The 17,717-nt window shown below is 73.8% G+C and carries 17 protein-coding genes; 13 read left to right on the top strand and 4 right to left on the bottom strand.

Features of this window, described 5'->3' with window-relative positions:
- Positions 1 to 155: 155 nt before the first annotated feature.
- The 7 genes from truB to CLT72_RS30190 all read left to right on the top strand — a co-directional run bounded on the left by truB (position 156) and on the right by CLT72_RS30190 (position 8,058).
- A complete protein-coding gene (truB, locus tag CLT72_RS30160; protein WP_101414641.1) occupies positions 156 to 1,040 on the top strand; it encodes a tRNA pseudouridine(55) synthase TruB in 885 nt (294 codons plus the stop codon).
- A 62-nt stretch (positions 1,041 to 1,102) separates the two neighbouring features.
- Positions 1,103 to 2,032, top strand: a complete 930-nt coding sequence (locus CLT72_RS30165; protein ID WP_101414642.1) for a bifunctional riboflavin kinase/FAD synthetase — start codon at positions 1,103 to 1,105, stop codon at positions 2,030 to 2,032.
- Between the two features lie 181 nt (positions 2,033 to 2,213).
- A complete protein-coding gene (rpsO, locus tag CLT72_RS30170) occupies positions 2,214 to 2,483 on the top strand; it encodes a 30S ribosomal protein S15 (RefSeq protein WP_043962418.1) in 270 nt (89 codons plus the stop codon).
- Positions 2,484 to 2,709: 226 nt separating this feature from the next.
- A complete protein-coding gene (locus tag CLT72_RS30175; protein ID WP_101414643.1) occupies positions 2,710 to 5,094 on the top strand; it encodes a polyribonucleotide nucleotidyltransferase in 2,385 nt (794 codons plus the stop codon).
- Between the two features lie 49 nt (positions 5,095 to 5,143).
- Positions 5,144 to 6,568, top strand: coding sequence for a M16 family metallopeptidase (locus tag CLT72_RS30180; protein ID WP_101415467.1), 1,425 nt, complete (start codon positions 5,144 to 5,146; stop codon positions 6,566 to 6,568).
- A 175-nt stretch (positions 6,569 to 6,743) separates the two neighbouring features.
- Positions 6,744 to 7,517: a 4-hydroxy-tetrahydrodipicolinate reductase gene (gene dapB, locus CLT72_RS30185; protein ID WP_089001479.1), complete on the top strand. Its 774-nt coding sequence runs from the start codon at positions 6,744 to 6,746 to the stop codon at positions 7,515 to 7,517.
- Between the two features lie 46 nt (positions 7,518 to 7,563).
- The gene (locus tag CLT72_RS30190) at positions 7,564 to 8,058 is read left to right on the top strand and encodes a GNAT family N-acetyltransferase (protein ID WP_101414644.1); all 495 of its coding nucleotides are present in this window, start codon (positions 7,564 to 7,566) and stop codon (positions 8,056 to 8,058) included.
- A 62-nt stretch (positions 8,059 to 8,120) separates the two neighbouring features.
- On the opposite strand, the gene CLT72_RS30195 is transcribed toward CLT72_RS30190, so the two are convergent.
- Positions 8,121 to 8,501: a VOC family protein gene (locus CLT72_RS30195; protein WP_101414645.1), complete on the bottom strand. Its 381-nt coding sequence runs from the start codon at positions 8,499 to 8,501 to the stop codon at positions 8,121 to 8,123.
- A gap of 121 nt (positions 8,502 to 8,622) precedes the next feature.
- Positions 8,623 to 9,273 (bottom strand): GNAT family N-acetyltransferase, encoded by a 651-nt coding sequence (locus tag CLT72_RS30200; RefSeq protein ID WP_250100706.1) that lies wholly within the window; start codon positions 9,271 to 9,273, stop codon positions 8,623 to 8,625.
- A 35-nt stretch (positions 9,274 to 9,308) separates the two neighbouring features.
- Between CLT72_RS30200 and CLT72_RS30205 the strand changes: the two genes are divergently transcribed.
- Positions 9,309 to 10,592 carry a glycosyltransferase 87 family protein gene (locus CLT72_RS30205; protein WP_101415468.1) on the top strand — a complete coding sequence of 428 codons (1,284 nt, stop codon included), beginning with the start codon at positions 9,309 to 9,311 and terminating at the stop codon, positions 10,590 to 10,592.
- Here CLT72_RS30205 and CLT72_RS30210 read toward each other — a convergent pair.
- On the bottom strand, positions 10,514 to 11,065 hold the full coding sequence (locus CLT72_RS30210) for a GNAT family N-acetyltransferase (protein WP_101414646.1): 552 nt from the start codon (positions 11,063 to 11,065) through the stop codon (positions 10,514 to 10,516). The two genes, CLT72_RS30205 and CLT72_RS30210, sit on opposite strands and share 79 nt — an antisense overlap.
- Positions 11,066 to 11,143: 78 nt before the next feature.
- Here CLT72_RS30210 and CLT72_RS30215 point away from each other — a divergent pair, with 78 nt between their 5' ends.
- From CLT72_RS30215 to CLT72_RS30235, 5 genes are all read left to right on the top strand, one after another.
- Positions 11,144 to 12,373, top strand: a complete 1,230-nt coding sequence (locus tag CLT72_RS30215; protein WP_101414647.1) for a winged helix-turn-helix domain-containing protein — start codon at positions 11,144 to 11,146, stop codon at positions 12,371 to 12,373.
- A complete protein-coding gene (locus CLT72_RS30220; protein ID WP_396801178.1) occupies positions 12,370 to 13,053 on the top strand; it encodes a DUF2752 domain-containing protein in 684 nt (227 codons plus the stop codon). Before CLT72_RS30215 ends, CLT72_RS30220 begins: the two co-directional genes overlap by 4 nt.
- A gap of 224 nt (positions 13,054 to 13,277) precedes the next feature.
- Positions 13,278 to 14,021: an FAD-dependent thymidylate synthase gene (thyX, locus tag CLT72_RS30225; protein WP_101415470.1), complete on the top strand. Its 744-nt coding sequence runs from the start codon at positions 13,278 to 13,280 to the stop codon at positions 14,019 to 14,021.
- 46 nt (positions 14,022 to 14,067) lie between these two features.
- Positions 14,068 to 14,994 (top strand): 4-hydroxy-tetrahydrodipicolinate synthase, encoded by a 927-nt coding sequence (gene dapA / locus CLT72_RS30230; RefSeq protein WP_101414648.1) that lies wholly within the window; start codon positions 14,068 to 14,070, stop codon positions 14,992 to 14,994.
- A 52-nt stretch (positions 14,995 to 15,046) separates the two neighbouring features.
- A complete protein-coding gene (locus CLT72_RS30235; protein WP_089001472.1) occupies positions 15,047 to 16,735 on the top strand; it encodes a ribonuclease J in 1,689 nt (562 codons plus the stop codon).
- Positions 16,736 to 16,811: 76 nt separating this feature from the next.
- Here the strand turns inward: CLT72_RS30235 and CLT72_RS30240 are convergent, their stop codons facing one another.
- Positions 16,812 to 17,645: an isocitrate lyase/PEP mutase family protein gene (locus tag CLT72_RS30240; protein ID WP_101414649.1), complete on the bottom strand. Its 834-nt coding sequence runs from the start codon at positions 17,643 to 17,645 to the stop codon at positions 16,812 to 16,814.
- Between the last annotated feature and the right edge of the window lie 72 nt (positions 17,646 to 17,717).

Below are 17,717 nucleotides of genomic sequence, written 5' to 3' on the forward strand. Positions count from 1 at the left end.
CCGGTCGGGGCCGTCGACGTCGTCGCTCGGCGTGGCCGCCGGCAGGCCGGGTCGCAGCCGCTGACGCTCCAGGACGTGGACGACGCGACGGCCGCCCGCCCGACCCCGTACGGCGGCGGCGGGGCGTCCGGCCCGGTCTGGCAGGCTTGGGTGTCGTGAGCACAGACGGTCTGATCGTGGTCGACAAGCCCGGCGGCATGACGTCGCACGACGTGGTGGCGCGCATCCGCCGGTTGGCGCGGACCCGCCGGGTGGGACACGGCGGCACCCTCGACCCGATGGCGACCGGCGTCCTGGTGATCGGGGTCGGGCGGGCCACCCGCCTGCTCACCTACGTGATCGGCGCGTACAAGAGCTACACCGCCACCGTCCGGCTCGGCCAGGCCACCGTCACCGACGACGCCGAGGGCGACGTGATCGCCACCACGCCCGCCGGCACGGTCACCGACGAGGCGATCCGGGCGGCGCTCGCCGCGTCGACCGGGGAGATCGACCAGGTGCCGAGCGCGGTCAGCGCCATCAAGATCGACGGGCAGCGGGCGTACAAGCGGGTGCGCGAGGGGGAGAGCGTCGAGCTGCCCGCCCGCCGGGTCACCGTGTCCCGGCTGGAACTGCTGGCGGTACGCCGCGACACGCCGGACGTCGTGGACGTGGACATCGACGTGACCTGCTCCTCGGGGACGTACATCCGGGCGATCGCCCGCGACGCGGGCCTGGCGCTCGGGGTGGGCGGCCACCTGACGGCGCTGCGCCGTACCGCCGTGGGGAACTTCGCCCTCACCGAGGCCGCCACCCTCGACGAGCTGGAGCAGCGCGCCCCCGAGGTGGTGAACCTGCCGCTGGCCGCGGCGGCCGACCGGTTCTTCCCGCGCCGCGACGCCGGCGCCGACGAGGCGAAGGTGCTCTCCCACGGCGGGCCGCTCGACCCGGCGGGGATCGCCGGCCCCTACGCGGTCTTCGGCCCCGACGGCGGGCTGATCGCTATCGTCAGCGAGCGGGACGGCCGGGCCCGCGCGGAGATCGTGCTCGCCCCCGCCTGACGGGCGCGGGGCGTAGGACCGGCGGCCGGCGCGGGCCGCCGCGGAGGCAGGGGAGGAGCGGCATGCAGCGGTGGCGGGGGTACGACGCGGCGCCCGGTGGCTGGGGGCGGTCGGTCGTCACCATCGGCGTCTTCGACGGCGTGCACAAGGGGCACCAGGCGACCATCGGGCACGCCGTGTCCCGGGCGCGCGAGTTGGGCGTGCAGTCGGTGGTGGTCACCTTCGACCCGCACCCGGCCGAGGTGGTGCGCCCCGGTTCACACCCGGCGGTGCTCACCGAGACCGCCCGCAAGGCGGAGCTGATCGAGGCGCTCGGCGTGGACGTGCTCTGCGTGGTGCCGTTCACCCCGGAGTTCTCCCGGCTGCCCGCCGAGGCGTTCGTGCACGACATCCTCGTCGAGCACCTGCACGCCGCCCTGGTGGTGGTGGGCGACAACTTCCGCTTCGGGCACAAGGCCGCCGGCGACGTGGCGCTGCTGGAGCGGCTCGGACGCACCTTCGGCTTCGCCGTGGAGGGGGCGCCGCTCGTCGCCGAGGCGGGCACCGTCTTCTCCTCCACGTACATCCGCTCCTGCGTCGACGCCGGGGACGTGACGGCCGCCGCCGCCGCGCTCGGCCGTCCGCACCGGGTGGAGGGCGTGGTGGTCCGCGGCGACCAGCGGGGCCGCGAGCTGGGCTTCCCCACCGCCAACCTGCTCTGCCACCGGTACGCGGCGATCCCCGCCGACGGCGTCTACGCCGCCCGGCTGGTGCGCCGGGGCCATCCCGAGCCTTTGGCGGCGGCGGTGTCGGTGGGCACCAACCCGACGTTCTCCGGGCGGGAGCGGCGGGTGGAGGCGTACGTGCTCGACTTCACCGGCGACCTGTACGGCGAGCGGCTGGCGCTGGACTTCGTGGCGCACCTGCGCGGGCAGATCCGCTACGACGCGATCGAGCCCCTGATCGCCCAGATGAACCAGGACGTCGAGCGGACCCGGCGCGTGCTCGGCTGACCGCGTCGCGGCCCTTGACAGGCCGCCACCCGGCCGGGCTGGTAGTCTGGCGGGGACGTCGGCTGACCGACGTGGGGCCTCGCGTGCCTGCACGACGCCGCGGGTGCGAGGTACCGGTCCGTTTCCGGTCCACTGACCGAGCCGACGGACATCATCGAACAACCCACGAAACAGGGAGAACATGGCGCTCGACCAGGAAGCCAAGGCCAAGATCCGCGCGGAGTACGCGACCGCCGAGGGCGACACCGGTTCGCCGGAGGTGCAGGTCGCGGTCCTCACCAAGCGGATCGCCGAGCTCACCGAGCACCTGAAGGTGCACAAGCACGACCACCACAGCCGCCGTGGGCTGCTGCTGCTGGTCGGCCGTCGCCGTCGGCTGCTCAACTACGTCCAGAAGAAGGACATCAACCGCTACCGGTCGCTCATCGAGCGGCTCGGCCTGCGCCGGTGACGTGACGGGGGAGCGGCCCGACCGGGCCGCTCCCCCGCTTCGCCGCCACACGAAAACCGGGCCGCGCGACCACCTGAAAAGGGAGCCGGTCAGCGTACCGGTCTCCGGTAGTGGCCCCCGGGCATCCCGGCCTCGCGCCGGCCACCCGGGCGCTTCGATCGAAGACCGGCCGTCTGAGCAGCTCCCCGCGTCGTGGGCCCCCGATGCGAAGGAGCACGACAGCACCATGACCGAGACCAACCTCGGCACCGAATCCCGCACCGCCGTGATCGACAACGGGTCCTTCGGCACCCGTGAGATCACCTTCTCCACCGGCCGGCTGGCCCGTCAGGCCGCCGGCTCCGTCGTCGCCCAGCTCGGCGAGACGGTCGTCCTCTCCGCCACCACCGCCGGCAAGCAGCCGAAGGAGCAGTTCGACTTCTTCCCGCTGACCGTCGACGTCGAGGAGCGGATGTACGCCGCGGGCCGCATCCCCGGCTCGTTCTTCCGCCGCGAGGGCCGGCCCAGCGAGGACGCGATCCTCACCTGCCGGCTGATCGACCGGCCGCTGCGCCCGTCGTTCGTCAAGGGCCTGCGCAACGAGGTCCAGGTCGTCGAGACCATCCTCGCGCTCGACCCGCAGCACCCTTACGACGTCGTGGCGATCAACGCCGCCTCGATGTCGACCAAGCTCTCCGGCCTGCCGTTCTCCGGCCCGATCGGGGCGACCCGGGTCGCGCACATCGACGGCCAGTGGGTCGCCTTCCCGACCCTGGAGGAGCTGGCCCGGGCCACCTTCGACATGGTCGTGGCCGGCCGTTCGCTGCCGGACGGCGACGTCGCGATCATGATGGTCGAGGCCGAGGCGACGCCGAACGCCGTGACCCTGATCGCGGGCGGCGCGACCGCCCCGACCGAGGAGATCGTGGCCAGCGGCCTGGAGGCCGCGAAGCCGGCGATCCGCGAGCTGTGCCGCGCGCAGGCCGAGCTTGCCGAGGTGGCCGCCAAGCCCGTCGCCGAGTTCCCGGTCTTCCTCGACTACCAGGACGACGTCTACGGGGCGGTGGCCGACCTGGCCCGCGCCGAGGTCGCCGAGGCCCTCCAGATCGCCGGCAAGGCCGACCGCGAGGAGGCCCTGGACCGCATCAAGGCCAAGGTCGCCGAGGAGCTCGGCGGTCGCTTCGAGGGCCGCGAGAAGGAGCTCGGCGCCGCCTTCCGGTCGCTCACCAAGTCCGAGGTGCGCAACCGGGTGCTGCGCGAGCAGGTCCGCATCGACGGCCGCGGCCCGCGCGACATCCGCCCGCTGACCGCCGAGGTCGGCGTGCTGCCCCGGGTGCACGGTTCGGCGCTGTTCGAGCGTGGCGAGACCCAGATCCTGGGCGTCACCACCCTCAACATGCTGCGCATGGAGCAGATGGTGGACACCCTGTCCCCGGAGAACCGCAAGCGCTACATGCACAACTACAACTTCCCGCCGTACTCGACCGGTGAGACCGGCCGGGTCGGCTCGCCGAAGCGGCGCGAGATCGGCCACGGCGCGCTCGCCGAGCGGGCGCTGATCCCGGTGCTGCCGTCGCGCGAGGAGTTCCCGTACGCCATCCGGCAGGTCTCCGAGGCGCTCGGCTCCAACGGCTCCACCTCGATGGGCTCGGTCTGCGCCTCGACGCTGGGCCTGCTCTCCGCCGGTGTGCCGCTGAAGGCGCCGGTGGCCGGCATCGCCATGGGCCTCATCTCCGACGAGGTGGACGGCAAGACCCAGTACGTGACGCTGACCGACATCCTCGGTGCCGAGGACGCCTTCGGTGACATGGACTTCAAGGTCGCCGGCACGCCGGAGTTCGTCACCGCGCTCCAGCTCGACACCAAGCTCAACGGCATCCCGTCGGACGTGCTGGCCGCCGCGCTGCAGCAGGCGTACGAGGCCCGGCAGACCATCCTCGGCGTGATGCAGGCGGCGATCGAGGGCCCGGCCGAGATGTCGGAGTACGCCCCGCGGGTCACCACCGTCAAGATCCCGGTCGACAAGATCGGCATGGTGATCGGCCCGAAGGGTCAGACCATCAACGCGATCCAGGACGAGACCGGCGCCGAGATCTCCATCGAGGACGACGGCACGATCTACGTCGGCGCCACCAACGGCCCGTCGGCCCAGGCGGCGGTGGACCGGATCAACGGCATCGCCAACCCGACGCTGCCGAAGGCCGGGGAGCGGTTCCTCGGCACGGTGGTCAAGACCGCCGCGTTCGGCGCGTTCATCTCGCTGCTGCCGGGCCGCGACGGCCTGCTGCACATCTCCAAGGTGGGCGACGGCAAGCGGGTCGACAAGGTCGAGGACTTCCTCAACGTCGGCGACCGGGTCGAGGTCGAGATCGCGGACATCGACGCCCGCGGCAAGATCTACCTGGACAAGGTCCGCCCGGAGGGCGCCGAGGCGCCGGCCGCCGGTGAGGCCGCCGGCGGCGAGCGTCCGGCCGGTCGGGACCGCGACGACCGGGCTCCGCGCGACCGGGGCGACCGTGAGCGCGGCGGCGACCGGGGCGGTCGTGGCCCGGGCGGCGGCGAGCGCGGCGAGGGCGGCGGCGAGGGTGGCGAGGGCGGCGAGCGTCCGCGCCGCCGCACCCGGCGCAGCTGACCCACCGCACCATCGCATCACCCACCCCTCGTCGATCTGGGAGCAACACGTGAGTCGGGCCGTCAGCGCGCCGTTTCCGCCGGATCGACGGGGGGTGGCGTCCGTCCCGGGCCCCGCGGGGGCCTCGCACCGCAGCACCGGGGCGGCCCGCTCCGGCGGCGCCGCCCGGGCGGTGACCCGCACGATCAGTGACGACCCGCTGGGCGGCACGGTACGGCGTACCGTGCTGCCCAGCGGGCTGCGCGTGCTCACCGAGGCGATCCCGGCGATGCGCAGCGTCTCGTTCGGCGTCTGGGTCGCGGTCGGCTCGCGCGACGAGACCGGCCCGCAGGCCGGCGCGGCGCACTTCCTGGAGCACCTGCTGTTCAAGGGCACCAACAAGCGCAGCGCGCTGGAGATCTCCGCCGAGATCGAGGCGGTGGGCGGCGAGACCAACGCCTTCACCACCAAGGAATACACCTGCTACTACGCCCGCGTGCTGGACGAGGACCTGCCGCTGGCCATCGACGTCATGTGCGACGCGGTCGCCGACTCGCTGCTGGAACCGGCCGACGTGGAGACCGAGCGGGGCGTGATCCTCGAGGAGATCGCCATGCACGACGACGAGCCCGGCGACGAGGTGCACGACCTCTTCGCCCGCGCCGCCTACGGCGACCACCCGCTGGGCCGGCTGATCTCCGGCACCGAGGAGACCGTCACGCCGATGACCCGGCGGCAGATCCAGGGCTTCTACCGCCGCCACTACACGCCGTCGCGGATCGTCGTCGCCGCCGCCGGCAACCTCGACCACGCCACGGTGGTCAAGCTGGTCCGCCAGGCGCTGCGCGGCACCCCGCTGGACACCGACCCGGCGACGCCCGCGCCGCACCGGTCGGCCACCCCGACCGTACGCACGAAGCCCGCCACCACACTGGTGGAGCCGAAGGAGACCGAGCAGGCGCACGTCATCCTCGGCTGCCCCGGCATCGACCGGCTCGACGAGCGGCGCTTCGCCCTCGGCGTGCTCAACAACATCCTCGGCGGCGGCATGTCGAGCCGACTGTTCCAGGAGATCCGCGAGCGGCGCGGCCTCGCCTACTCGGTCTACTCCTACGCCAGCCAGTACGCCGACACCGGCCTCTTCGCCGTCTACGCCGGCTGCGCGCCCGGCAAGGTCGACGAGGTGCTGGAGCTGACCCGGGCGGAACTCGCGCGGGTGGCGGCCGACGGCCTGACCGAGGCCGAGGTGGCCCGGGGTAAGGGGATGAGCAAGGGCTCGTTCGTGCTGGGCCTGGAGGACACGGGCTCGCGGATGAGCCGGCTCGCCAAGGGCGAGCTGCTCTACGGCCACCTGATGCCGGTCGACGAGCTGCTCGGCCGGGTCGACGCGGTGACCGTGGCCGACGTCAACACCCTGGCCGCCGAGCTGCTGAGCCGGCCGATGTCGCTGGCCGTGGTCGGCCCGTTCGACGCGAACGACTTCGCCACCCGCTGACCCGTCCCGCACTCCTGCCCGGCACCGGCCTGCCCGCGATGGCGCGTCCCCGGCGGCCGATGGTCCGCCCGGATGGGTGCTGCCCGGCGGCGGCCGGTCGGCCCGGGACGGGTGCGTTCCGGCCGCTGACGGTCCGCTCGGACGCGCGCGTCCCGATTGGGATAGGTTGTGCCCCGTGAGTGACGAGCAGGAGAAGAGCCCGGACGAGCTGATCCGGGTCGGCGTGCTGGGCGCCCGGGGGCGCATGGGCGTCGAGGTGTGCCGGGCCGTGGACGCCGCCGCCGACATGGAACTGGTGGCCATGGTCGACCAGGGCGACGGCCTCTTCGCCGCGTCCGACGCCGGGGCCGAGGTGGTCGTCGACTTCACCACCCCGGACGTCGTGATGGACCACCTGCACTGGTGCATCGACCAGGGCATCAACGCCGTGGTCGGCACCACCGGCTTCACCGAGCAGCGGCTGGAGCGGGTGCGCGGCTGGCTGGCCCACAAGCCCGGGGTGGGCGTGGTGATCGCCCCCAACTTCGGCATCGGCGCGGTGCTGATGATGCAGTTCGCCGCCCGCGCCGCCCGGCACTTCGAGTCGGTCGAGATCGTCGAGCAGCACCATCCCCGCAAGCTGGACGCCCCCAGCGGCACCGCCACGCACACCGCGCGGCTGGTCGCGGCCGCCCGCGCCGAGGCCGGGCTCGGCCCCGTCCCGGACGCCACGAAGGACGAGGTCGCGGGCGCCCGGGGCGCCGACATCGACGGGGTACGCGTGCACGCCGTGCGCGCCACCGGGCTCGTCGCCCACCAGGAGGTGCTCTTCGGCACCGTGGGGGAGACGTTGACGATCCGGCACGACTCGTACGACCGGGTCTCGTTCATGCCGGGGGTGCTGCTGGCCGTCCGCGCGGTCCGCACCCGGCCCGGGCTGACGGTCGGCCTGGACGCCCTGCTCGACTGACGGTAAACCTTTCGCGGAGCACCCGGGCGGTCCCTAGGCTGCCCGGGTGATCGAATCTGGACTCTCCGACCGGGCCGGGCGCCGGGTCACCCTGCGCCCGGTGGACGACGACAACTGGCGGGCGGTGGCCGATGTCGCCCCGCGCGACGACCAGCGCGCGTGGGTCGCGGCGCTGGCCGCCCGCTACCTGCTGCTGAGCATGCGCTCCGAGGTGTGGAACTCGCTGGCGGTGTACGCGGACGACACCGTCGTCGGGCACGTCATGTGGGGCGTCGACGACGACGGGTCGCGTTGGATCGGCGGCATGGTGATCGACGCGGCCGAGCAGGACCGGGGCGTCGGCCGGGCGGCCGTGCGCACCCTGGCCGCGTGGCTGGGCGACCAGGACGGCGGACATCCCGTCCGGCTCTCCTACCACCCCGACAACGCCCAGGCCGCCCGCCTCTACACGAGCCTCGGATTCGTGCCCACGGGGGTGATGGAGGACGACGAGCTGGTCGTCGAGCTCCTGCCGTCCGTGCGGGGCCGACCGCGCACCTGACCCGAGCCCGCCTCGCTCCGGCGGACCGCCCGGGCCCGGCCCCGCCCGCCCACGACGGCGGGTCAGCCCGCCTCGATCACCGACAGGATGTTGCCGGCCGGGTCGGTGAACCACGCGATGGTCGGCCCGTTGTCGCGCATGATGCCCCGCTCGTCCTGGGGCATCGCGGGATAGCGCGCGAAGCGGACCCCGCGCGCGGTCAGCTCGTCGACGGCCCGGTCGACGTCCTCGACGGGGAAGTTGAGCACCGTGTAGGCCGCCGGGGTGTGGTCCGCCTTCGGATAGACAATGACGTCCCGGCCGCCGGCCAGGTGCAGCGTCAGCAGGCCGCCCATGTCGTCGTCGCGCGACACCCGCAGACCGAGCGTGTCGGTGTAGAACCGCTCGGCCTGCCCGGTGTCGTCCACCGAGAAACTGCTCCACGCCCTCGTGTCCGTGAACATGCCTGTCGCCTCCCTGTCGTGGACGCCGTCACCGCGACCATGGGGTCACCGTAGGCGACGCCCCCGACGGTTTCCGGCGGAACGTGGGCACCGCGTGGCGTGCTCCGGGAACGCCGGTCGGTCAGTCCCCGGGCGTCACGGGCGACGACTCGTCGGGCCTCAGGTCCGGCAGCGTCGCCTCGGCGGGCGTCGCGTCCGCCGGGTCCGCGTCACCGGGCACTGCCACGTGCAGGCGCACCTGCGCGACGAGCATGTCCTCCACGTCCAGCGCCCGGGCCGCCCCGTCGGGCTCCCAGCCGGTGCTGGTGAGGAACTTCCGGGTCGCCGCGTCGCCGTCGAAGGCCCAGGCCAGCGCGCGGGTGAACCCGTCGGCACGCCACAGGTCGACGGTCGCGGCGAGCAGTCGGCTGCCGTGCCCCCGCCGGCCCCAGCGCGGCTCCACCAGCAGGTCCGTCACCGCCGCGACGTCCGGCCCGAGGACCTCCGCCGGCTCGCCCGGCGCGAGCGCCTCGGCGTCGGCCGGACCGGAGGCGGCGAACCCCACCAGATACGATTGCTCGGCCTGTTCGACGGCGACCAGCACCCGATGGGCGCCGGAGGGCGGCTCCTGCACGGCCGCGCTCCACCGACGGGCGAGCCACGCCTCGTCCAGGTTGTCGAGCACGTGCCGGGGCAGGATCCGGCGATAGGCGACCCGCCAGGTCGCGAGTTGGATGCGTGCGATCTCGCCGGCGTCTTCCGGACGCGCCGGGCGGACGTACCCGAGAGCCATGGGACGGAAGCCTACGCAGGGCCAGGGAGGCGATGGTGGCGCAGGGTGCCAGAAAGACGATCGGGCAGGTCACCGGCGTCGTCGGGCTAGCCGTCGCGGTGACCGCCTTCCTCTCCGTGGCCGCCGTCCGGCACGGCTTCTTCGACCTCAAGGTCTACTACGGCGCGCTGACGTGGTGGGTGCACGACGGCGGGGAGATCTACGACTTCCTCAAACCCGGCACCCAGTACGGCTTCACCTATCCGCCCTTCGCCGCCCTGGTCATGCTGCCCATGGCGTACCTGCCGTGGACGGCGGCGATCGCGGTCAGCGTGGCGGCCAGCGTGGTGGTGACCGCCGTGCTGTTCTGGTGGCTGGTCGACCCGATCTCCCGCCGGTCGGGCTGGACCCGCTGGTTCGCCCTCGCCGTGGCGCTCTGCCTGGCCGCCGCGTACGAGCCGATGCGCGAGACGGTCAACTTCGGCCAGGTCAACATGCTGCTGCTCTTCCTGGTCGCGATCGACCTGCTGCGGCTGCTGCCGGCCGGCAGCCGGTGGGCGGGCGTGGGCATCGGCCTGGCCACCGCGATCAAGCTGACCCCGGGCATCTTCATCGTCTACCTGCTGGTCACCCGCCGCTGGCGGGCTGCGGTCACCTCGATGGCCGCCGCGGCCGGCACGACGCTGCTGGCCGCCGCGCTCTTCCCGGACGCCTCGCGGGAGTTCTGGACGGAGGCGCTGTGGAACACCGGCCGGGTCGGTGAGCTGGCGTTCGTCTCCAACCAGTCGCTGCGCGGCGTGGTCGCCCGGCTGAACCCGGAACACCCGAGCACCCTGGCCTGGCTGGCCCTGGTGCTCGCCACCCTGGTGCTGTGGGCCTGGCGCTCCCGCGCCGCCGTGGCCGCCGGCGACGAGGCGACCGGCCTGGCGCTGACCGGCGCGGTGATGTGCCTGGTCAGCCCGGTCACCTGGGTGCACCACCTGGTCTGGCTGCTGCCCGCGCTGATCCTGCTGGTGGACAACGGGATGGCCGCGCCCGCGGGCAGCCGCCGGCGTCGCGTCCTGCTGGGCGCCGCGATCGTCGGGTACGGCTTCCTGATCAGCCGGATCGTCTGGGCCTGGGAGAAGGACTTCACCGGCCTCGACGGCTTCCTCGGCAGCAACACCTACGTCTGGATCAGCCTGGCGTTGCTGGCGTTCCTGCCCATCCGTCGCTGGGCGACGCCAGCCGACTCAGCCGTCGCTGGGCGGAGCCGGCCGGGTCAGCCGTCGAGACGGCCGGCGTACCGCAGCTCGACCAGCCCGACCGGCGCGGCCCCGCCGGCCAGCGGCACCGGATAGGTCGAGCGCTCACCGTCCGGTGACAGCCCGGCCCGCTCGTAGAACCGGCGGGCCCGGTGGTTGGCCTCCAGCACCCAGAGCCGGTAGTCCGACCAGCCCCGCGCGACCAGCCCGGCCCGTGCGGCGGCCAGCAGTGCCCGCGCCGTGCCGTCGCCCCAGTACGCCGGCTCGACGTACATCGCCACCACCTCGCCGTGCGCGGCGTCGAGGTCGCCCCGGTCCTGGTTGTTGCGGTACGGGCCGAACGTGGTGAACCCGACCAGCGCCCCGTCGACCTCGGCGAGCAGGGTGGTGAACGGGTGCTCCGGGTCGGCGGTGCCGACGTCCCGGCGGCGCTGGGCCCAGGCCGTGACGTTGAGCCGCCGCAGCACCTCCTCGGGCATGATGCCGGCGTAGCCGGCCTGCCAGCCGTGGATGTGCACCCGGGCGACCGCCTCGGCGTCGTCGGGTGCCTCGCGACGGATCGTGAGCATGCGTCCGTTGTATGCCCCGGCGGGTCACCGGTCCAGCGTCCGCACCGGTGTCGTACGTCTGGATTAGGGTGCCCGACGATGACCGCACCGGAATCGCTCTCGCTCGCCCAGGCACGCCGGGTGGCGCTCGCCGCCCAGGGCTTCGCCGACCCCGCGCCCACCGGGGTGCCCACCCGCCGGCACCTGCGCCGGGTGCTCGACCGGGTCGGGCTGATCCAGATGGACTCGGTCAACGTGCTGCAACGGGCGCACTACCTGCCGCTCTACAGCCGTCTCGGGCCCTACCCGACGTCGCTGCTCGACGCCGCCGCCTACCGCCGCCCCCGGGAGCTGTTCGAATACTGGGGGCACGAGGCGTCGCTGGTGCCCGTCGGTCTGCACCCCGCGCTGCGCTGGCGGATGGCCCGGGCCCGCTCGGAGGCCTGGGGCGGGATGCGGCGCATCGTCGAGGAGCAGCCCGGCCTGGTCGCCTGGGTCCGCGACGAGGTGGCGGTCCGGGGGCCGCTCACGGCCGCCGACATCGAGCACGACGCGCCCCGGGAGACCGGCAACTGGGGGTGGAACTGGTCGGCGGTGAAGCGGGCGTTGGAGTTCCTGTTCTGGGCGGGGGAGGTGACGGCCGCCGAGCGCACCACGTCGTTCGCCCGCCGCTACGACCTGCCGGAGCGGGTGCTGCCGGCCGCGGTGCTCGACGCGCCCACGCCGACCGACGCGGAGGCCCACCGCGCGCTGGTGGGCATCGCCGCACGGTCGCTCGGGGTGGCCGCCGAGCCGGAGCTGCGCGACTACTTCCGGCTGCCGGTGGCCGGCGCCCGGCAGGCCATCGCCGAGCTGGTCGAGGCGGGCGAGCTGCTGCCGGTCGCCGTGCAGGGCTGGCGGCGGCCCGCCTGGCTGCACGCCGGGGCGCGCCTGCCCCGCTGGGTGCGCGGCAACACCCTGGTCAGCCCGTTCGACCCGTTGGTCTGGGAGCGGGCGCGCACCGAGCGGCTCTTCGACTTCAGCTACCGCATCGAGATCTACGTGCCGGCGGCGCAGCGGGTGCACGGCTACTACGTGCTGCCCTTCCTCCAGGGGGAGCGGTTCACCGCCCGGGTCGACCTGAAGGCCGACCGGAAGGCCGGCGTGCTGCTGGTGCCGGCCGCGTGGGGCGAGCCGGGCGTCGACCGGGGCGAGACCGCCCTGGCGCTCGCCGCCGAGCTGCACCGCCTCGCCGGCTGGCTGGGGCTCGACGCGGTGGCCCCGCCCGCCGCCGGCGACCTGGCCGCGCCGCTGGCCGCCGCGCTGGTGGGCGTGGCCGGTGTACGGTGAGCGACGTGACGAGCGTTGACGGACCGGCCTCCCCGTCGCATCCGCAGACGGGCGGGCTCGACGCCCCGCCCCAGGCGGGCCCGGCGGCACCGGCCGACGGACGGCCCACGGACCAGGCGCCACCCCACCCGGGTTCGCCCTATCCGGGTTCGCCCCACCCCGGGGCGCCCTATCCGGGTTCGCCCTATCCGGGTTCGCCCTATCCGGGGGCAGCGGCCTACCCCGTCGCCGAGCCGGACCGGCTCACCCGCTTCGTCGTCCGCCTCTACGACCGCTCACCGCGCTGGGCCGTGCCGCTGGCCGCGCTCGGTTGCGTCGCCGCCGGCATCGGCTACGCGCTGATCAGCGATCCCACGCGCTCCGCGCCGGACGCCGCGCCGACCTGCCTGCTCAAGCTCACCACCGGGCTGGACTGCCCGGGCTGCGGCGGCACCCGCGCGCTCTGGTACGTCCTGCACGGCGACCTGCCGGCCGCCGCCCGGCACCACTTCCTCTTCGTCTTCGCGCTGCCCTTCCTGGCCTACCTCTTCGTCGCCTGGGCCGGGAAGCAGGCGTTCGGCTGGCGCCTGCCCGAGCTGCGGATCAGCTCCCGGGCGATCGGCGTCTTCCTGGCCGCCTGGCTCGCCTTCACGATCCTGCGCAACCTGCCCTGGGCGCCCTTCACCTCCCTCTACGTCTGACCCGCGCCTGGCCCGACGTCCACGCCTGCCACCCGGCGGTGGCGCTGGGCCTGACGTCCGCGCCTGCGCCGGCCGGTCGCGCCTACGAACCTGCCGTCACCCCGCTCACCGCACCGGGCTACCGCGATCCGGCCGCCGGTGCCGTCCGGTGACCGAGATTGCACCCGGCGAGCCTGGCTTGGGTGGCCCGGGGCGCCGCCGCTACAGTCCCAGGAATGCCGGAGATGGTGCAGCCCCAGGTCAAGCTCATCGCGTGGACCCACTTCGAGGCCCCCGACGAGGTGCCGTGGTCGACCGACGCCGAGGGCGGCCAGGCGCTCGCGGAGTTCGCCGGCCGGGCCTGCTACCAGAGCTGGAAGAAGCCCAACCCGGCCACCGCCACCAACGCCGGCTACCTCGCGCACATCCTCGAGGTGGGGCACCTGAGCGTGCTGGAGCACGGCTCGGTCAGCTTCTACTTCAGCGGGGTGTCCCGTTCCTTCACCCACGAGCTGATCCGGCACCGGCACTTCTCGTACTCGCAGCTCTCGCAGCGGTACGTGCCGGAGCGCGACGCGGCCATGGTCGAGCCCTCGGTGATCGCCGACGATCCGGAGCTGCACAAGAAGTTCGTGGAGGCGGCCGAGGCGAGCGTGCGCGCGTACAACGAGCTGTTGGAGGGGCTGGAGCGGCGCTTCGCCGACGTGGAGAACGCCACGCTGCGGCGCAAGCAGGCCCGTCAGGCGGCCCGCGCCGTGCTGCCCAACGCCACCGAGACCCGCATCGTGGTCACCGGCAACTACCGGGCCTGGCGGCACTTCATCGCCATGCGCGCGACGGAGCACGCCGACGTGGAGATCCGTGAGCTGGCGGTGGAGTGCCTGCGGCAGCTCCAGGGCGTCGCCCCGAACGTCTTCGCCGACTTCGTCGTCTCGGCCCTGCCCGACGGCACCGAGGTCGCGGCGAGCCCGCACGCCGAGCTGTCCTGAGGCCTTCCCCGGCGGGGCGCCGGTGGTCGTCCGCTAGGTTGGTGGCATGACGCACGACCACCCTGACACGCCCGCCCGGGCGGTGTCCCGCCCCTTCGGGCGAGTGCTCACGGCCATGGTGACCCCGTTCACCGCCGACGGCTCGCTCGACCTCGACGGCGCCGCGCAGCTCGCCAGCTACCTGGTCGACGAGCAGGGCAACGACGCGCTGGTGGTCAACGGCACCACCGGCGAGTCGCCGACCACCACCGAGGCGGAGAAGGAACAGCTCATCCGGGCCGTCGTGGCGGCCGTCGGTGACCGCGCCAAGGTCGTGGCCGGGGTCGGCACCAACGACACCCGGCACACCATCGAGCTCTCCGTGGCCGCCGAGAAGGCCGGCGCCCACGGCCTGCTCGTGGTCACCCCCTACTACAACAAGCCGCCGCAGAGCGGCCTGCTGCGGCACTTCACCGCCGTCGCGGACGCCACCGGCCTGCCGGTGATGCTCTACGACATCCCGCACCGGGCGGGCGTGCCGATCGCCACCGAGACGATGGTGCGCCTGGCCGAACACCCCCGGGTCGTCGCGGTCAAGGACGCCAAGGGCGACCTGACCGCCACGAGCTGGGTGACCAGCCGGACGAACCTCGCCTTCTACAGCGGCGAGGACTCGCTCACCCTGCCCTCGCTGGCCGTGGGCGGCGTCGGCGTGGTCGGCACCTCGACCCACTTCACCGGCGCGCTCACCAAGCAGATGATCGAGGCGTACGACGCGGGGGACACCGCCACCGCGCTGAGCCTGCACCGGCGGCTGCTGCCGCTGTACACCGGCATCTTCCGTACCCAGGGCGTGATCCTGGTGAAGGCGGGCCTGGCGGCCGCCGGGAAGCCCGCCGGACCGGTGCGTTCGCCGCTGGTGGACGCGACCGACGACGAGATCGCCCAGCTCCGCGCCGACAGCGCGGCGGCGGGCCTGGAACTGCCCGAATGACCGAACGACACGACGGACGCCGAGTGACGGCGTCGCAGAATGAGGTGGACGCGTGACCGAGGCGCACTTCGAGACGGAACTGCCCCCGCCGCTGCCGGAGGGTGGGCTGCGGATCATCCCGCTCGGCGGGCTCGGCGCCATCGGTCGCAACATGACCGTCTTCGAGTACGACGGCAAGCTGCTGGTGGTCGACTGCGGGGTGCTCTTCCCCGACGTGGAGCAGCCCGGGGTCGACCTGATCCTGCCCGACTTCGGTCCGATCCTGGACCGGCTCGACGACGTCCAGGCGATCGTGCTGACGCACGGCCACGAGGACCACATCGGCGCGGTGCCCTACCTGCTCGCGCACAAGCCCGACATCCCGCTGGTCGGTTCCCAGTTCACCCTCGCCCTGGTCGAGGCGAAGCTGGCCGAGCGGCGGATCCAGCCCTACACGCTGACCGTGCGGGAGGGGGGCCGGGAGCGGCTCGGCCCGTTCGAGTGCGAGTTCTTCGCGGTCAACCACTCGATCCCCGACGCGCTCGCGGTGGCGATCCGCACTCCCGCCGGCCTGGTGCTGCACACCGGCGACTTCAAGATGGACCAGCTCCCGCTGGACGGCCGGATCACCGACCTGGCCGGGTTCGCCCGGCTCGGCGCCGAGGGCGTGGACCTGCTGCTCTCGGACTCCACCAACGCGGAGATCCCCGGCTTCGTCACCCCCGAGCGGGAGATCGGGCCCGTGCTGGACTCGATCTTCGCGAAGGCCAAGGGCCGGATCATCGTCGCGTCGTTCGCCTCGCACGTGCACCGGGTGCAGCAGGTCTTCGACTCCGCCGCCGAGCACGGCCGCAAGGTCGCTCTCATCGGTCGCTCCATGGTCCGCAACATGGGCATCGCCCGTGACCTGGGGCTGCTCAACATCCCGGCCGGGCTGGTCGTCGGGCTGGAAGAGGCGACGAACATGCCGCCCGAGCAGATCGTGCTGATGTCCACCGGCTCGCAGGGCGAGCCGATGAGCGCCCTGGGCCGGATGGCCAGCGGCGACCACCGGCACATCACCATCGCCCCAGGCGACACGGTGGTGCTCGCCTCGTCGCTGGTGCCCGGCAACGAGACCTCGGTCTACCGGGTGATCAACCGGCTCGCCCGGGCCGGCGCCGTGGTGGTGCACAAGGACGTGGCCAAGGTGCACGTCTCCGGCCACGCGCCCGCCGGCGAGCTGCTCTACCTGCTCAACGTGGTCCGTCCCAGCAACCTGATGCCGGTGCACGGCGAGTGGCGGCACCTGCGCGCGCACGCCCGCCTCGGCATCGAGTCCGGCGTCGCCCCCGACCGGGTGGTGCTCTGCGAGGACGGCGACGTCGTCGACCTCGTCGAGGGCCGGGCCAGCCTGGTCGGGCACGTGAAGAGCCGCTACGTCTACGTCGACGGCCTCGCCGTCGGCGACGTCAGCGAGTCGCTGCTCACCGAGCGCCGGATCCTCGGCGACGGCGGGTTCATCGCCACCACGGTGGTGGTCGACTCGGTGACCGGCAAGGTGGTGGGCGGCCCGACGCTCTCGGCGAAGGGCTTCTCGGAGGACCCGGAGGCGTTCAGCCCGGTGATCCCGCTGGTCACCGAGGCCCTCAACCGCGCGGCCTCCGACGGCATCACCGACCCGCACCAGCTCCAGCAGATCGTCCGGCGCACCGTGGGGCGGTGGGTGAACGACGCGTACCGGCGTCGGCCCATGATCGTTCCCACCGTCGTCGAGGTCTGACCCGCGCCGACGACGCCCGCCCGCACCCCGTGTGCCGGCGGGCGTCGTCGTGGGGCACCGGACCGGCCTCCGCCGGTCAGGCCAGCAGCGCGTTCAGCTCGCCGTAGCTGATCGCGCCGGCCAGCGAGTCGTACGACCCGGAGCGCAGCGCCTCCTCGGCGGCCCGCCGGACCAGCCCGTACGCGGCCCCGGCGACGGCCGAGCCGAGGCTGACCCGGGCCACCCCCAGCGCGGCCAGCGTGGCGACGGGCAGCCCACCCGGCCCGGTGAGCACGTTGACCGGCCCGTCGATCCCGGCGACCAGCGCGCCGATGGTCTCGGCGTCGACGACGCCCGGCACGAAGATCCCGTCCGCGCCCGCCGCCCGGTACGCCTGCGCCCGGCGCAGCGTCTCCGTCAACCGGTCCGCCGGGTCGCCCACCGCCCGCAGGTAGACGTCGGTGCGGGCGTTGACGAAGAGCCGCACCCCCGCCTCGTCGGCGGCCTCCCGGGCCGCCCGGATCCGGGCGCACTGCTCGTCGACCGGCCGCAGCGCCGACGTCCCGACCGCGGGGGCGTCCTCGATGTTCACGCCGACCGCGCCGGCGGCCAGCACGCCGGCCACGGTGCGGGCCACCCCGGCCGGGTCGGCGGCGTACCCGCTCTCGATGTCCGCCGTGACGGGGACGGTGACGGCGGCGGCGACGCGGGCCACCACCGCCAGGGCGTGCTCCCGGTCCAGTTCGTCGCCGTCCCGGGCGCCCAGGCTCCACGCGACGCCGGCGCTGGTCGTGGCGACCGCCGCCGCGCCGCAGTCGGCCACGATCCGGGCGCTGGCCACGTCCCAGGCGTTGGGCAGGACGAGCGGTGTGCCCGGGCGGTGCAGGGAGTGCAGGAGCTGGGCGGCGTGCTGCTGGTGCGTCGTCGTCATGGGCACCAGTCCACCAGGGCGCGAGGAGATCGTCCGGCGGGTTTCGGACACCACCCGTGGGCCGCCGGCCGG

The organism is Micromonospora sp. CNZ309 (genome assembly GCF_002846525.1).

Coding starts and splice junctions, on each gene's coding strand:
- rpsO (WP_043962418.1), top strand. CDS start 2,214: ATGGCGCTCGACCAGGAAGCCAAGGCCAAGATCCGCGCGGAGTACGCG.
- CLT72_RS30195 (WP_101414645.1), bottom strand. CDS start 8,501: ATGTTCACGGACACGAGGGCGTGGAGCAGTTTCTCGGTGGACGACACC.
- thyX (WP_101415470.1), top strand. CDS start 13,278: ATGGTGCAGCCCCAGGTCAAGCTCATCGCGTGGACCCACTTCGAGGCC.
- CLT72_RS30215 (WP_101414647.1), top strand. CDS start 11,144: ATGACCGCACCGGAATCGCTCTCGCTCGCCCAGGCACGCCGGGTGGCG.
- CLT72_RS30210 (WP_101414646.1), bottom strand. CDS start 11,065: ATGCTCACGATCCGTCGCGAGGCACCCGACGACGCCGAGGCGGTCGCC.
- CLT72_RS30165 (WP_101414642.1), top strand. CDS start 1,103: ATGCAGCGGTGGCGGGGGTACGACGCGGCGCCCGGTGGCTGGGGGCGG.
- CLT72_RS30200 (WP_250100706.1), bottom strand. CDS start 9,273: ATGGCTCTCGGGTACGTCCGCCCGGCGCGTCCGGAAGACGCCGGCGAG.
- dapA (WP_101414648.1), top strand. CDS start 14,068: ATGACGCACGACCACCCTGACACGCCCGCCCGGGCGGTGTCCCGCCCC.
- CLT72_RS30240 (WP_101414649.1), bottom strand. CDS start 17,645: ATGACGACGACGCACCAGCAGCACGCCGCCCAGCTCCTGCACTCCCTG.
- CLT72_RS30175 (WP_101414643.1), top strand. CDS start 2,710: ATGACCGAGACCAACCTCGGCACCGAATCCCGCACCGCCGTGATCGAC.